Origin of the sequence: Pseudomonas brassicacearum subsp. brassicacearum (genome assembly GCF_008801605.1) — a bacterium.
Taxonomy (GTDB): Bacteria; Pseudomonadota; Gammaproteobacteria; order Pseudomonadales; family Pseudomonadaceae; genus Aquipseudomonas; species Aquipseudomonas brassicacearum.
On the sequence record NZ_VZPJ01000009.1, the window covers coordinates 50,575 to 63,560 of the forward strand.

Annotated in this window: 17 protein-coding genes and 1 pseudogene; 13 read left to right on the forward strand and 5 right to left on the reverse strand. The window is 58.4% G+C overall.

The features are described 5' to 3' along the window. Positions 1-314 precede the first annotated feature (314 nt). Together F7R20_RS20120 and F7R20_RS20125 are read left to right on the forward strand one after the other, a co-directional pair. Positions 315-3,710, forward strand: a complete 3,396-nt coding sequence (locus tag F7R20_RS20120; RefSeq protein WP_003203588.1) for an ATP-binding protein — start codon at positions 315-317, stop codon at positions 3,708-3,710. Further along, positions 3,685-4,377: a response regulator gene (locus tag F7R20_RS20125; protein WP_003203589.1), complete on the forward strand. Its 693-nt coding sequence runs from the start codon at positions 3,685-3,687 to the stop codon at positions 4,375-4,377. Before F7R20_RS20120 ends, F7R20_RS20125 begins: the two co-directional genes overlap by 26 nt. A gap of 29 nt (positions 4,378-4,406) precedes the next feature. On the opposite strand, the pseudogene F7R20_RS20130 reads toward F7R20_RS20125, so the two are convergent. After that, positions 4,407-4,496 (reverse strand): annotated as a pseudogene (locus tag F7R20_RS20130) (IS5/IS1182 family transposase); the annotation flags it as partial. Between the two features lie 72 nt (positions 4,497-4,568). Here F7R20_RS20130 and F7R20_RS32090 point away from each other — a divergent pair. From F7R20_RS32090 to F7R20_RS20150, 5 genes are all read left to right on the forward strand, one after another. Then, positions 4,569-4,754 carry a recombinase RecT gene (locus F7R20_RS32090; RefSeq protein ID WP_269458367.1) on the forward strand — a complete coding sequence of 62 codons (186 nt, stop codon included), beginning with the start codon at positions 4,569-4,571 and terminating at the stop codon, positions 4,752-4,754. Between the two features lie 13 nt (positions 4,755-4,767). Continuing rightward, entirely contained in the window at positions 4,768-5,121 is a 354-nt protein-coding gene (locus F7R20_RS32095) for a hypothetical protein (protein ID WP_269458365.1), read from the forward strand. Between the two features lie 148 nt (positions 5,122-5,269). Continuing rightward, positions 5,270-5,788 carry a lambda exonuclease family protein gene (locus tag F7R20_RS20140; RefSeq protein ID WP_003203593.1) on the forward strand — a complete coding sequence of 173 codons (519 nt, stop codon included), beginning with the start codon at positions 5,270-5,272 and terminating at the stop codon, positions 5,786-5,788. Between the two features lie 2 nt (positions 5,789-5,790). After that, the gene (locus F7R20_RS20145) at positions 5,791-6,384 is read left to right on the forward strand and encodes a hypothetical protein (RefSeq protein ID WP_003203596.1); all 594 of its coding nucleotides are present in this window, start codon (positions 5,791-5,793) and stop codon (positions 6,382-6,384) included. 69 nt (positions 6,385-6,453) lie between these two features. Beyond that, positions 6,454-6,822 (forward strand): hypothetical protein, encoded by a 369-nt coding sequence (locus F7R20_RS20150; RefSeq protein ID WP_003203598.1) that lies wholly within the window; start codon positions 6,454-6,456, stop codon positions 6,820-6,822. Here the strand turns inward: F7R20_RS20150 and F7R20_RS20155 are convergent. Next, positions 6,819-7,421, reverse strand: coding sequence for a hypothetical protein (locus F7R20_RS20155; RefSeq protein ID WP_149632430.1), 603 nt, complete (start codon positions 7,419-7,421; stop codon positions 6,819-6,821). The two genes, F7R20_RS20150 and F7R20_RS20155, sit on opposite strands and share 4 nt — an antisense overlap. A 111-nt stretch (positions 7,422-7,532) precedes the next feature. Continuing rightward, positions 7,533-8,156, reverse strand: coding sequence for a DUF4145 domain-containing protein (locus tag F7R20_RS20160; RefSeq protein ID WP_197675461.1), 624 nt, complete (start codon positions 8,154-8,156; stop codon positions 7,533-7,535). A 185-nt stretch (positions 8,157-8,341) separates the two neighbouring features. Between F7R20_RS20160 and F7R20_RS20165 the strand changes: the two genes are divergently transcribed. After that, positions 8,342-9,121, forward strand: a complete 780-nt coding sequence (locus F7R20_RS20165) for a DUF2786 domain-containing protein (protein ID WP_003203601.1) — start codon at positions 8,342-8,344, stop codon at positions 9,119-9,121. A 37-nt stretch (positions 9,122-9,158) separates the two neighbouring features. Then, a complete protein-coding gene (locus tag F7R20_RS20170; protein WP_003203603.1) occupies positions 9,159-10,082 on the forward strand; it encodes a DNA cytosine methyltransferase in 924 nt (307 codons plus the stop codon). Here the strand turns inward: F7R20_RS20170 and F7R20_RS20175 are convergent. Continuing rightward, complete coding sequence (locus F7R20_RS20175; protein WP_033028132.1) at positions 10,079-10,309, reverse strand: hypothetical protein; 231 nt, start codon at positions 10,307-10,309, stop codon at positions 10,079-10,081. The two genes, F7R20_RS20170 and F7R20_RS20175, sit on opposite strands and share 4 nt — an antisense overlap. A 113-nt stretch (positions 10,310-10,422) precedes the next feature. Continuing rightward, positions 10,423-10,968, reverse strand: a complete 546-nt coding sequence (locus F7R20_RS20180; protein ID WP_003203607.1) for an MltR family transcriptional regulator — start codon at positions 10,966-10,968, stop codon at positions 10,423-10,425. A gap of 112 nt (positions 10,969-11,080) precedes the next feature. Between F7R20_RS20180 and F7R20_RS20185 the strand changes: the two genes are divergently transcribed. The 4 genes from F7R20_RS20185 to F7R20_RS20200 are packed head-to-tail and all read left to right on the forward strand — an operon-like array spanning position 11,081 to position 12,969. After that, positions 11,081-11,410 carry a hypothetical protein gene (locus tag F7R20_RS20185; protein ID WP_003203609.1) on the forward strand — a complete coding sequence of 110 codons (330 nt, stop codon included), beginning with the start codon at positions 11,081-11,083 and terminating at the stop codon, positions 11,408-11,410. Beyond that, a complete protein-coding gene (locus F7R20_RS20190; RefSeq protein ID WP_003203611.1) occupies positions 11,407-12,195 on the forward strand; it encodes a hypothetical protein in 789 nt (262 codons plus the stop codon). Before F7R20_RS20185 ends, F7R20_RS20190 begins: the two co-directional genes overlap by 4 nt. 49 nt (positions 12,196-12,244) lie before the next feature. Continuing rightward, a complete protein-coding gene (locus F7R20_RS20195) occupies positions 12,245-12,715 on the forward strand; it encodes a class I SAM-dependent methyltransferase (protein WP_003203613.1) in 471 nt (156 codons plus the stop codon). A 47-nt stretch (positions 12,716-12,762) separates the two neighbouring features. Next, complete coding sequence (locus tag F7R20_RS20200) at positions 12,763-12,969, forward strand: hypothetical protein (protein ID WP_003203614.1); 207 nt, start codon at positions 12,763-12,765, stop codon at positions 12,967-12,969. Positions 12,970-12,986: the final 17 nt, after the last annotated feature.

Consider the following 12,986-nt stretch of genomic DNA (forward strand, 5'->3'; position numbering starts at 1 on the left):
ACTCCTCTGCGGTGACGCTGGTGGTACGCCCTATGGCGGCCAGCAACGGTGGTGGTATCAGCATGGAGGGGCGTCTCGACGACGGGTATACGCAGCCTGACGTAAGCGCATACGTCATTTGACGTAGGGAAAAATGCACCAAGGCGGCGCAGGCTATTGCTCCAGGTCCCGACCGACCGGCACTGCGCGGACGCGCGCGCAGGCACCAGCTGGCGCGGCAAGACGCCGTGGTGCAGGGCATGAAAATTGCTCGGCTATCCGCCACGGGCACACCCGCCAGGCACGGAGCGCCTTGACCCCAGGAGTCTTTCACCGTGCTTCCACCTGGCACCCAGCGCATCGCCAAGATCCGTCGCGACTACAACAGCTGGGTCGCCGACGAAACCATGGAAGACTACGCCCTGCGTTACACACCAAAGTCCTTTCGCAAGTGGTCGGAACTGCGCATCGCCAACACCGCCCTGGGTGCGGTGTCGTTCCTGGCCCTGGAGGCGATTGGCGGGGTGCTGGCCCTGAGCTACGGCTTCACCAACACCTTCTGGGCGATCCTCGCCGTGAGCCTGATCATCTTCCTCACCGGCCTGCCCGTCAGCTACTACGCAGCCCGCTACGGCGTCGATATGGATCTGTTGACCCGCGGTGCCGGCTTCGGCTACATCGGCTCGACCATCACCTCGCTGATCTACGCCAGCTTCACCTTTCTGTTCTTCGCCCTGGAAGCAGCGATCATGGCCCTGGCCTTGGAGCTGTACTTCCATATCCCATTGGCCTTTGCCTATGTGATCTGCTCTGTGCTGGTGATCCCCCTGGTGGCCTATGGGGTGACCCTGATCAGCCGCCTGCAACTCTGGACCCAACCGTTGTGGCTGGCGCTGCTGGTGCTGCCCTACCTGTTTGTACTGCTGAAAAACCCCGAGGCCTTCAGCGACTGGACCAGTTTTCAGGGCCGTGATACCGGCGGCGGCGATTTCAATCTGCTGGCGTTTTGCGCGGCCTGTACCGTGGCCCTGTCCCTGGTGACGCAGATCGGCGAACAGGTCGACTACCTGCGCTTCCTGCCGGAAAAAACCGCGGCCAACCGCAAGCGCTGGTGGGCCGCCCTACTCTGCGCCGGCCCCGGCTGGATCCTGCCCGGCGCCCTGAAAATGTTCGCTGGCGCCTTCCTGGCGTTTCTCGCCCTGCAACACGAGATCCCCATCGAGCGCGCTACGGAACCGACCCAGATGTACCTGGTGGCCTTCGGTTATGTGTTCGCCTCGCCGGAATGGGCCCTGGCGGCCATGGTGCTGTTCGTCTTCGTCTCGCAGATGAAGATCAACCTGACCAACGCCTACGCCGGCTCCCTGGCCTGGTCGAACTTTTTCGCCCGGGTCACCCACAGTCACCCCGGCCGCGTAGTTTGGCTGGTGTTCAATGTGGCGATTGCCCTGATGCTGATGGAACTGGGGGTATTCGACGTCATCGACCAGGTGCTCGGTCTCTACGCCAACATCGCCATCGCCTGGATCGGCTCGGTGGTCGCCGACCTGGTGATCAACAAACCCTTGGGGTTGTCACCGAAACACATCGAGTTCAAGCGCGCTCACCTCTACGACATCAACCCGGTGGGCGTCGGCTCTATGCTGATTGCCTCGCTGCTGTCGGTCCTCGCCCACTTCGGTCTATTTGGTGCGCTGGCCCAGGCCGCCCCGCCCTTCGTCGCCCTCGGCACCTCGCTGGTCATGACCCCGCTGCTGGCCTGGGCCACCCGCAGCCGCTATTACATCGCCCGCACCAGCGATCCGCTACTGCTGCAACCGGTGGCACCGAGCACGCAGATCACCTGCGGCCTGTGCAGCAACCCGTTCGAAACCGCCGACATGGCTTTCTGTCCGGCCTACAGCACGCCCATCTGCTCACTTTGCTGTTCGCTGGACGCGCGTTGCGGCGATCGCTGCAAACCCCACGGGCGTCTGTCGGCGCAGTTCGAAGCGCTGTTGCATTGGTTGCTGCCCAATGCAACGGTGCCACGCCTGCACACCCGGCTAGTGCATTACTTGGGCCTGCTGCTCGCACTGATCCTGATGCTCAGCGGCGCTCTGGCGCTGATCTATGGCCAGGCCTCCCAGGGGCTGCCCCACTCGCCGCAAGCCCAGGCGACGCTGTACCAGGCATTTTTCAAGGCCTTCCTGACGCTCTCGGTACTGGCGGCCATTCTCGCCTGGTGGGTGGTTCTGACGCGGGAAAGCCGCCACGTGGCCCAGGAAGAGTCGGACCGCCAGACCCAACTGCTGATGCAGGAAATCGAAGCCCACCGCTTGACCGACCAGGCCCTGCAAGATGCCAAGGAGGCTTCCGAGGCGGCCAACGCGGCCAAGAGTCGCTACGTCACCGGACTGTCCCACGAACTGCGTACGCCGTTGAACAGCATCCTCGGTTTTACCCAGATCCTGCAGCGCGACGCGGCCATGCCGGAGCAGCATCAGGATGCCCTGGCGACCATCCTGCGCAGCGGCTCGCACCTGCTGTCGCTGATCGACGGCCTGCTCGATGTGGCCAAGATCGAGGCCGGCAAACTGCGCCTGGAAGCGACGGAAATCCCCTTCCCGGAACTGATCCACGATCTGGAGCTGATGTTTACCCCACAAGCCCGGGACAAAGGGTTGCGCTTTCGCCTGGAGCTGATCGGCAAGATGCCGGCGGTGGTGCGAGGCGACGAAAAGCGCGTCCGGCAGATCCTCATCAATCTGTTGGGCAATGCGGTCAACTTCACCGACAGCGGCGAGGTCTGCCTGCGGGTCAGTTACATGCGCGAGACGGCAACCTTCGACATCATCGACACGGGTATCGGCATCGACCCCGAGCACATCGAGCGAATCTTCCAGCCTTTCGAACGCGGTGATCTGATGCGCCAGGACAAGGGCGTTGGCCTGGGCCTGACCATTACTCGCATGCTCACCTCGTTGATGGGCGGCGAGTTGCAGGTCAAGAGTCAGCAGGACAAGGGCACCTGTTTCCAGGTGCGCCTGTTTCTCTCGCAAGTACGGGTGCCGCAGGCGGTGATCCATGTCGAACACGACATCATCGGCTACCAGGGGCCGCGGCGTCTGGTGCTGGTAGTGGACGACCATGTGGACCATCGCAAGGTCCTCAGCGGCATGCTCACGCCCCTGGGCTTTGAAGTGGTCCAGGCCAGCAACGGCCAGGAAGCGATTCGCCAGGTCGCCCTGCTGGGGCCGGACCTGATCCTCATGGACCTGTCTATGCCGACGATGGATGGTTGGGAAACCAGCCGGCTGATCCGCCGCAATGCGTTGTCCACGGCACCGATCATCGTGATATCGGCCAATGCCTTTAACGACGAGCGCGAGCGCAGCCTGGCCAGTGCCTGCAACGACTACCTTGCCAAGCCGGTACACACCCCGGAGCTGCTCGAACGGATCCAGAAGCAGCTCGACCTGCACTGGCTGCGCCGCGAAAAACCAGCCCCTGCGACATTCCCCGAACCGGGGATATTGCCCTCACAGCCTGACCTCATCGCCCTCGGCGAACTCAGCGCCATCGGCTACGTACGCGGTCTGCACGAAAAACTCGACGCCATCCAGGCCGAGACGCCAGCCACCGCCCCTTTCATCAGTTCGCTACGCAAGCTGCTGAAAAACTTTCGCCTGGACGAAATCAACCGCGCCCTCAAGGAGGCAGAAGATGAATGCACTGACCACAGTCGCTGAACCCGGTGTCGTGCTGATTGTGGACGACACCCCGGACAACCTCGCCATGCTCTCCGACGCCCTCAACGATGCCGGCTACATGGTGCTGGTGGCCCTCGACGGGCTCAGCGCCCTGAACCGCATCGAACGTCGGCGTCCGGACCTGATCCTGCTGGATGCGATGATGCCGGGCCTGGACGGCTTCGAGACCTGCCGGCGGATCAAGGAGCACCCGGTCAACGCCGATATTCCGGTGCTGTTCATGACCGCGCTGACGGAAAGCAGGCATGTGGTCCAGGGCTTTGAAGTGGGTGGCAGCGACTACGTGACCAAGCCGATCCAGACCGACGAAGTGCTGGCCAGGGTCGCCGCGCACCTGCGCACCTCGCGCATCCTGCTGTCGGCCCGAGCGGCGTCACAGCCAGCCGCGCCGAGCCTGGACGACGAGCCGGCGCACAGGGTGCTGTCGGCACGCTTTCAGCTCACTGGTCGGGAAGTCGAGGTTCTGCGCTGGGTGGCCTGCGGCAAGACCAACCGCGACATTGGCACCATTCTCGATCTGAGCCCACGCACCGTGAACAAACATCTGGAACATGTGTATGTGAAGTTAGGTGTAGAGACGCGCACAGCAGCGACCTCCGTGGCGTTGTCGGCCATGACCGATTCTCGCAACAGTGCTTCAAGGTAAGCCGCGATAGCCAGATGTAGTGTTGGATCTATTACCGGCCGCATCCGGCAATGGTCACAGTAGCGCCGCTGGGCTTCAGCATCGAAGCCCTTGTCAGCAAAAAGCCAGCGACAGCGCCGAGCTTGGGTATCTGATCGAGGCTGCGAATACGGTATCCGCAGCCGAAGAAGTACCGCGTCCCAAACTGGAACATAAATGACGAGAAAGGGCTTGAGGTCCGCGTTTGGGCTACGTTCGTGGGCGAGGACGCTCCCCGCGAACTGACCACCTTGATGACTCAGGCGCGGACACGGAACTCGACGCTATGGGCGGACGATCCAAAGCAGCAGATCGCGTACCAGGCCCTCAAAAAAATGGGCCCGCCTGTATTGCCCTGACGTGATCTTGAGCGTGTACACACGCGACGAGCTGGACGACGGCTACACGCTTCCTGAAACAGATGTTACCCCGAGATCTACTAACGAAAAGCCAGCAGACGTGGGCGCCGCGTCAGTTCCTCAGGGTGATACAACCGACGCAACCGCAGACCTATTCGAGCAGTTGAAAAAGATCGCTCAGGAGCAGGGTATTGAGGGTTACGAAAAGGCTTGGAAGGCGCTGAAGCCGCAGCAGCGCGGCGCCATTGGTGTAACTCGTCACGGCGAGCTGAAGTCGATTGCGCAGACTATCGAAGCAGAGTTCACAACTCTCAAGGAGGGATTCGACGTTAATGCCGGCAGCGATCTGCAGGACGGCAATCAATGAGCGCCTCTGTAGAGCTTCAGCGCACGGAACAGTGGCATCAGGACCGCAGCGGTCGCCTAACAGCAAGCAGGTTCAAGGATGTGATTGCTTGGGGAGATCGTGACAGGCACGGCAAGCGCCCCCCCCCCTTTCTGCCTGCACCACCTATATGCACAAACTGGCATTTGAACGGCTGGCTAACAGATCGAAACATTCGGTCAGCAGTAAGTCGATGGCCTGGGGTACCGAGGTTGAGCAGTCGAGTCATGACTTTTACGAAATCCTGACCGGAAATAACGTCATCAAGTCGGGCTTTGTGGTCCACCCAAAGTACGACTGGCTGGGCTGTTCGCCGGACGGCCTGATTGGTGAAGACGGGGGCATTGAGTCGAAATGTCCATTCAATGAGGCCGTCCACGTTCGCACCTGGCTCGAAGGCATGCCCGAGGAACATAAGCCGCAAGTTCAGGGCTGCATGTTCGTCACGGGCCGGGAATGGTGGGATTTCCTGTCGTTCGATCCGCGCCAAGATGAAGACTGCCGCCTGTACATCGAGACCATTATGCGCGATGACGAGTACATCGCGATGCTTCATCAAGAGCTGGTCCAGTTCAATCTGGAACTTGGCCGGATGGTTGATGAAGTCGCAGACAAAGCACGGGCGCAGGCCCATAGATTGGGAGCTTGAGCATGATCAGCAACCACCTCAGCATGGTCGAGGCCCTTCGGCCGGAACGCGAAAAGCTGGCGGCGCAGGCCGAGCAATACCTGGCCGCGGGCGGAAAAATCGAAGAGGCCGAGCCGATCGGCTACAAGCCAAAGCCGATCAGTTACAGCAACCAGATGCCGCCGGCACCAAAGCCGTTTGTTCGCCGACGCCCTCCGGCACCGCCTCCACCACTGTCCGCCCAGGACATTCGCCACCAGGCGCGGATGAAGCAGATCGAAAAGATTCGCGAGATGGCGCCGACGCACACGCAGGCCGAGATCGTCGACGCCCTTGGCATCAGCCGCCGTACGCTGTACGGAATCGCCCAGGACCACAACCTGACATTCAAGCGGCCGGCTCGGTTGCGCTCTGGCGGAGAAGACCGAAACAAGCATTTGGAGGAGCGTGACGCGAAGTTCGCCGAGCGGATCAGAGCCTTCCTTGAGCTTGGCATCACCCGGCGACAGGTCTGTGGCCGACTCGGGATCGCCAACAAGACGTTCGAGCGCATCCTCGCCGAGCACGGCATCGATTACCCGAAAGCGCGGCGCGGTTGCACTTCATGCGCCGCATAGCTCGCACCCAACAACGCAAACGACAGACCTGGCTGGCACTGCCGGCCAGTGGAATCGAAGGAGCAGGCCATGGCCGAAACACAGCAGCCGACGGCGGAAGCGCTCAAGCAGCGCCGGAAGCGCGAGAAGGCAGCGGCGAAGGCTGCCGCCCTGGGCATCGAGAAGTTCACGGTTGAGGTTGCCGGCGTTTTCAAGAAGGACCTTCAGCGAGTCATGAAGGCCCACGGCATCAACAACCAGCAGGACGTCCACCAGCGGCTGCTGATGAACCTGATCGCGGCAGACTTCGAGACCCAGGCCGCAATGCTGCGCTGTGTCACGACACCTTACGAGCCTAGCGCAAAGGTGTCGCAGAGTTTCCGAAATAAGAGCATTGCCGCGTTAAGCGCAGATCTCGGCGAGCCAGAAGACGAGATCCTCATACCTGATCTAACTTAAACGAAGCCCGATCCGCGAACCGGTGAGCCAAGAGCCTTCCCATCCCATAGTGGATGATGTATGTCAGGGCCTGAAGCGCCTAGGTTAGTGATGTCGTGACAAATTTGATAACGATTTCCGTCAGCAGAGACGACTTCAAGGCTTACTAACTCATAGCAATTTTTTTTGAAATCGTAACCTGTTGGAAATTGGAAGTTAGTCGCATGCACTATTTCAATGATTTTGATTTCACCCGGCTCAATTAGAAAAGAATCAACAGGCATGCTCGGAATTATTGTAAATGAGCCCTGCCCTTTTAGATGCCCTCTACTATCTGGCCCTTGCAGCAATTCGACATTTTTTATATACAGTGCCTGTTTGCCAGTATTGCTCAGACTGTACTTTAAGTTTCGGGTCTGCACTGAAGTAGTGGCCCATACATTGTTCCCTTGCTCATCCTTCTCGTCAGTCAACCTTCTCCTTTCCGGGCTGAATAGCCGCTCCAGCAATATCAGCATTGCTCCGGATGGCCTATGTATGTGCGAAAAATAGAAGCTAGCCGCAGCAACCGCAAAAGCTGCGGCAGAGAGAGAGAAGGTTACCCAATCCTTCGGTTCCATTTATCCAGTTCCTCAAAACTAATTTTGTACACAAATACCCCACTTCAACGAATCATGCCACCACCGGTCACGGAGGGCGGCGCCTGACTCGTCAGCAAGAATAGAGGTCAATCATGGTGGAGCGTCAGCAGGAGATGGAAGCTGCTTCACGACTTCCAAATTCTTAAAGAGTTCTTTCGCTCTCTCTGGAATTATGTAACTGCCAATGAGGATGTGCTCGATTACTTCAAGCGCTAAAAGAAGCTGATTTTTAGAATGTGCTTCAGACTTATGCGCTGCCCTATTACCAAGAATTCTTATTTTGTGAAGTGTTTCTACGCCTTCCTTTGTTACCAATGATTTGGCATGAAGATCGTCGATTTTCTGGTCAAGCTTTCGACCTTTTGCCCCAACATCCGAGCAAATGGACTCCAGCAATGTTCTGATAGCTATGCCACCGATGATAAATAGCTCATTCTCTACAGCCGACCGGGCTTCCTTATAAATTTGACCTATGCCCCACGGTAGAAGCCAATGATCTATTACCTTAGAACCAATTGCGCGACCGGGATAATAAGTAATCGTCTCATTGAAAAAGCGGTGGCCCGTGTCATATTCATGATCATAGTCCTCAGAATTTGTTGAGCAGACTCGGAACGACACTTCCTCACAGCCCATACACTGGATTAACTGATTCTCTTCGGTCCAGTCAACGCTGTGACCACCGCCGCAGTCTTGGGAGCCGTTTTCAGTCAAGCACGCGACCACTTTGTGCCTTGTCTCAAGATTACATTTTCTACATGGATACTTTTGTAGCTTATCGAGCTCAACAGCTAACACAAAAACCTTGGTTATCCGATCCATAGCCGTCCGCCCAACTCAGTCTTGAGCGACACAAATACCCCACTTCAACGAATCACGCCAGCCGGCGAGGATCTTCTATGTCCGCACAACAAATCGACGAAAAGAAGCTTGAGCGTGCGATCCGCAAAATCAAGCACTGCCTGGCACTGGCCCAAAGCGCCAACGAGAACGAAGCCGCCACGGCGCTGCGGCAGGCACAGGCATTGATGCGCGAATACCGCCTCACCGAGATGGATGTGAAGTTGAGCGACGTCGGCGAAGTCGAGTCGGCTCTCTTCCGCGCCAAGCGACGGCCGGCTTGGGACCAACAACTGAGCATCGCCGTAGCGGAAGCATTCAGCTGCACGACCCTGCGGCGTAGGAAGTGGAGTCCAGCAAAAGGCCAGGTCATCGAGTGCGCGATATTCGTCGGCGTTTCTCCGGCCCAGAACATCGCGCTGTATGCGTATGAGGCCCTGCACACCAAGCTCACACAGGCGCGGAAGGAGTACTGCTCAGCAGTCAGGTCTGGAGTTCGGCGCAGTGAGTATTCGGCAGAAACCGCCGGCGACCACTTTGCACTGGCGTGGGTTTGGGAGGTCCAGTCGAAGCTGAAAGCGCTTGTGCCCCAAGGCGACGATGATTCGCTCGGTCAGCCCTCCGCTGGCCAAGGCCTCGTCGCAATTCAGGTGCAGGACAAGGCCTTGATCAGCGAGTACCTGGCCGCTCAAGACATCAAAGAGTCGCGGAAAAGTAAAGGCGTTGAGTTGGATATGAACGCCCAAATCGCCGGCATGCTTGCTGGGAGCAAGGTCGAGCTGCACGCCGGCATTGCACGCGGCGGCGAGGAAACTCTCGCTCTGTCCGCAACCGCCTGACCACAACCCAGCGACCGCAATAGCCGAAGGATTACGCATGCTCACAGCAATCGATTTGTTCGCCGGTTTAGGCGGATGGACCACCGGTGGCCGCGCCGCCGGGCTCCAGGTCTTATGGGCGGCCAACCACTGGCCTGCCGCGGTGGAATGGCATAGCGCCAACCATCCTGAAACGCAGCATGTCTGTCAGGATCTGCACCAGGCCGACTGGTCGCAGGTGCCAAAGCATGACCTGATGCTTGCCTCCCCCTGCTGCCAAGGCCACACCAAGGCCAGGGGCCGGGATAACGGCAATCCAAAGCACGACAACTCACGATCAACTGCTTGGTCTCCGGTGTCGAACGCCGAAGTCAACCGCCCAGATTTCGCCATCATCGAAAACGTTCCGGAGTTCATGGATTGGGTTCTGTACCCGGCCTGGGCAGACGCGATGCAACGCCTTGGCTATGCGCTGGCACCTCACATAGTTGACTGCGCCGATCTTGGCGTTCCCCAGCACCGAGTGCGGCTGTTCATGGTCTGCTCTCGCAGCAAGGCACCGCTGCACCTTCAGCTGCCCCGGTGCCAGCATGTGCCCGCCCGCGACATCCTCGACTTCAACGCTGGGAAGTGGAGCAAGATCGAAAAGCCTGGCCGCGCCGAATCGACACTGATCCGCGTTAAAAATGGCCGTGAGCGCTTCGGCGAACACTTCATCATGCCGTATTACGGCTCTGGCTCCGGCCTGACCGGTCGCAGCCTGGACCGGCCAATCGGCACCATCACGACGCTAGACCGCTGGGCCCTGGTGCGGGGTGACGAGATGCGTATGTTGTCGGCTGACGAGGCTCTGGCGGCCCAATCGTTCGGTCCAGACACCAAGCGCCCGGACAATCATAGGCTGACCATGCACATGACCGGCAATGCGGTGCCGCCGCTGGCCGGCGAACGGGTCATCGAAGCGCTTAAGGCTGCCGCTTAGATCAGCGATGCCGCCCGGTTCGAATCGATTAACGGGATGGTGCCATTACCTTGCTGCGATGCGATCCATCGCCGCGCCAGATCAATATTGAACGTCCAGTTGTGCGACTTGAAGAGCGCCATTGCCGTTCCCGAAATTCGGTAGTGTCCGCAGTCTGAGCACGGATATTCCTCGCTGTCGGCGAACACAACAGCTTCAACGTCTTTACCGCAGATATAGCAGCTCATAGCAACCTCCGTTGTGGTCGCTGAACTGTAGCTGATTCTCCAACCCACTCCACCGCCCGGGCATGCACCGCCAAGCATCCCCAATAGCTCTTTCTTAATTTCTTGTAACTGATCTAGATTTCAGCCCTAATTTTCAACCCAGACCTTAAGACGCGAGCTTCAAGTAAATAAATATCCAAATCCTTAACAGCGATACAGAATATTGACTTATATGAATATACAGGAGGACCATTGGGGTCATCAGATAAGTTGAAAGCTGGGTTATCCTTCATACTTTCTTTGGCTCGGCGAGCAAAAAACATAGAATCGATACGTGATTTTACCTTAGGATCAGAAAATGAGACATCTGTTAGAGAATGAGCAAACTCATTTCGCATTTTTCTAATAACCATCAAATCGTGCATGACCTCTCCAGATATCAGCCCCATGCCCTTCGCCACTAAAATTTTTGAGGAGAAATTACCAAGCGCCCCATTGCCGTCGAATATGTGAGACATATATCTATTCGAAAGTTCATTTTTTGCAAAAATCGCACTTATGTCGTCGACCAACCGCTTTTCTAGAATTACCGCTGCAATGATAACGCACCCTCTATCAGATTCGTTAATTAAAGTTTTAGTCTCAGATCTCAAACCGCACCCCCGACAATAATTACGCAAAAGACTTTCTAATACCTACTAAAGCTACTCGATAATAACGCACACCACCAAATTTCACAGGTCCTTTAATTTATCCATACAGTTCAGCCGCTATAGCGGCAAGGACGAAATCATGCCTGAAGAAATCAAATTGATTCAACCAGCCCCAGTCGTGCGCGACGAGAACGGCTTTTTCCAGCACCCCGACCTGCCTGACTTTGAAGAGGGCGACGGTGAAAAGTCCAAAGCCTGGATCGCTGAACAGCGCTTGCAGGTGAAGATGGTTGAGCTCGAATACCACAGCGACGAGGCAGTCTCGGAGCGCTACTTCGAAGCGGGCGATCCGGATTGCAGCTACTGGGATCCTGACCGTCCCGAAGGCGAGGATTGGTTCTGCCTGGCGATTCACGATACGGACGACGGCCCGGTCTGCTGGTGGGCACGCCGAGAGGTGACGCCATGACTCAAGTAAAGGAACGGCCGATCTTGTTCTCGGCGCCGATGGTGCGCGCCATCCTGGACGACCGGAAGACGGTCACCCGGCGCCCAGTCAAGGGCGACCAGATCCCGCACCGCGGTAGCTCTGATATCGATGGCTGCCAATGGATCGCGGTAGGCCAGCATGACCGGCGATACGGATTCATCGTTTCTGGCTCGACTGAGGAAGAGTGCGCCGCCGAACTGGCGATCTATGGCCGCTGCCCCTACGGCAAGCCAGGCGACCGACTGTGGGTGCGCGAGACCACCGAGGCGGACTACGACACAACCAACGGTGCTGTCCTGTCACGCTACGCCGCCGACAGGGAGCCAGTCCTATACGCCCGTTGCGAAGATCCCGAGTACAACGGCTCTGTTGCCCACTGGGATTACCCGCGCGATTCCAGGCCGAGCATCCACATGCACCGCTGGGTCTGCCGCATCCTGCTTGAGGTCGCCGCCGTCCGCGTCGAGCGGTTGCAGGACATCAGCGAGGACCAGGCCAAGGCCGAAGGCTGTTTCTTCACCGACTACGGCCGCAAGTGCGGGCACGGTGGTAAAGGCTGGACCGATGTCGGGTCGTGCCCTGCGCCGGAAGCGCATCACCCGCAGCTCAATGGCTGGATGTGGGACAAGACTACCAGCCATGAACAGTGCCTTGGCGCGCCGCGCTGGGCGTTCGCCAACCTCTGGAACGCAGTCAATGGCCCTGATGCCTGGGACGCCAACCCATGGGTCTGGGTCATCGAGTTCAAGCGGGTGACGCCATGATCCTCCCCCTGCTCTACATGGCCCACCTGATCTACAGGGGGCCGAGGCCATGAACGCGCAAGTCCTTGATCCATGCAGCGCCAGCCGCATGATGTGGTTCGACAAGGGCGACCAGCGCGCCCTGTTCGGCGACATCCGTGATGAAGAGCATGTGCTGTGTGATGGCCGGGTGCTGAAGGTAGAGCCCGACGTCATCATGGATTTCCGCAACCTGCCATTCCCCGATGCCAGCTTCAACATGGTTGTTTTCGACCCACCGCACCTGGTTCGCGCGGGCCGTGAGAGCTGGCTACGCCTGAAGTACGGAATACTGACTGATGACTGGCGGGACGACCTGCGCAAAGGCTTCGCCGAGTGCTTCCGCGTGTTGCGCCCCGGTCAGTTCCTGATTTTCAAATGGAACGAAACCCAGGTCCGAGTCAGCGAGATCCTGGCCCTGACCGATGAGCAACCACTGTTTGGACACAAGTCCGGTAAGCGCGAAAAGACGCACTGGATCACCTTCATGAAACGCCACTAACCCAATCCACCTACAGCCTGCCGGTGAACGGCGGGCGAGGAATTCCTATGTCAGCGAAAAAGCTGTTTGAAGTTCTGATCAGCGCCCTGCTGTACCTGCTCATCACGCTGCTCTGGTTCGTCTACGCGATGCCGGAAATGGTCGAGCAGGGCTCGGACGCAGGCCTGATCACCGCCGGCTTCGGCTCGATGGTCTGGCTCGCCGCCACCGGCTGCATCCTCATTTACATCATCCAGAAGGCGCGCCCCGCGTAACCCTTTCTGCCGCCAGG

Coding starts and splice junctions, on each gene's coding strand:
- F7R20_RS20125 (WP_003203589.1), top strand. CDS start 3,685: ATGAATGCACTGACCACAGTCGCTGAACCCGGTGTCGTGCTGATTGTG.
- F7R20_RS20140 (WP_003203593.1), top strand. CDS start 5,270: ATGCACAAACTGGCATTTGAACGGCTGGCTAACAGATCGAAACATTCG.
- F7R20_RS20145 (WP_003203596.1), top strand. CDS start 5,791: ATGATCAGCAACCACCTCAGCATGGTCGAGGCCCTTCGGCCGGAACGC.
- F7R20_RS20150 (WP_003203598.1), top strand. CDS start 6,454: ATGGCCGAAACACAGCAGCCGACGGCGGAAGCGCTCAAGCAGCGCCGG.
- F7R20_RS20155 (WP_149632430.1), bottom strand. CDS start 7,421: ATGGAACCGAAGGATTGGGTAACCTTCTCTCTCTCTGCCGCAGCTTTT.
- F7R20_RS20165 (WP_003203601.1), top strand. CDS start 8,342: ATGTCCGCACAACAAATCGACGAAAAGAAGCTTGAGCGTGCGATCCGC.
- F7R20_RS20170 (WP_003203603.1), top strand. CDS start 9,159: ATGCTCACAGCAATCGATTTGTTCGCCGGTTTAGGCGGATGGACCACC.
- F7R20_RS20175 (WP_033028132.1), bottom strand. CDS start 10,309: ATGAGCTGCTATATCTGCGGTAAAGACGTTGAAGCTGTTGTGTTCGCC.
- F7R20_RS20185 (WP_003203609.1), top strand. CDS start 11,081: ATGCCTGAAGAAATCAAATTGATTCAACCAGCCCCAGTCGTGCGCGAC.
- F7R20_RS20190 (WP_003203611.1), top strand. CDS start 11,407: ATGACTCAAGTAAAGGAACGGCCGATCTTGTTCTCGGCGCCGATGGTG.
- F7R20_RS20195 (WP_003203613.1), top strand. CDS start 12,245: ATGAACGCGCAAGTCCTTGATCCATGCAGCGCCAGCCGCATGATGTGG.
- F7R20_RS20200 (WP_003203614.1), top strand. CDS start 12,763: ATGTCAGCGAAAAAGCTGTTTGAAGTTCTGATCAGCGCCCTGCTGTAC.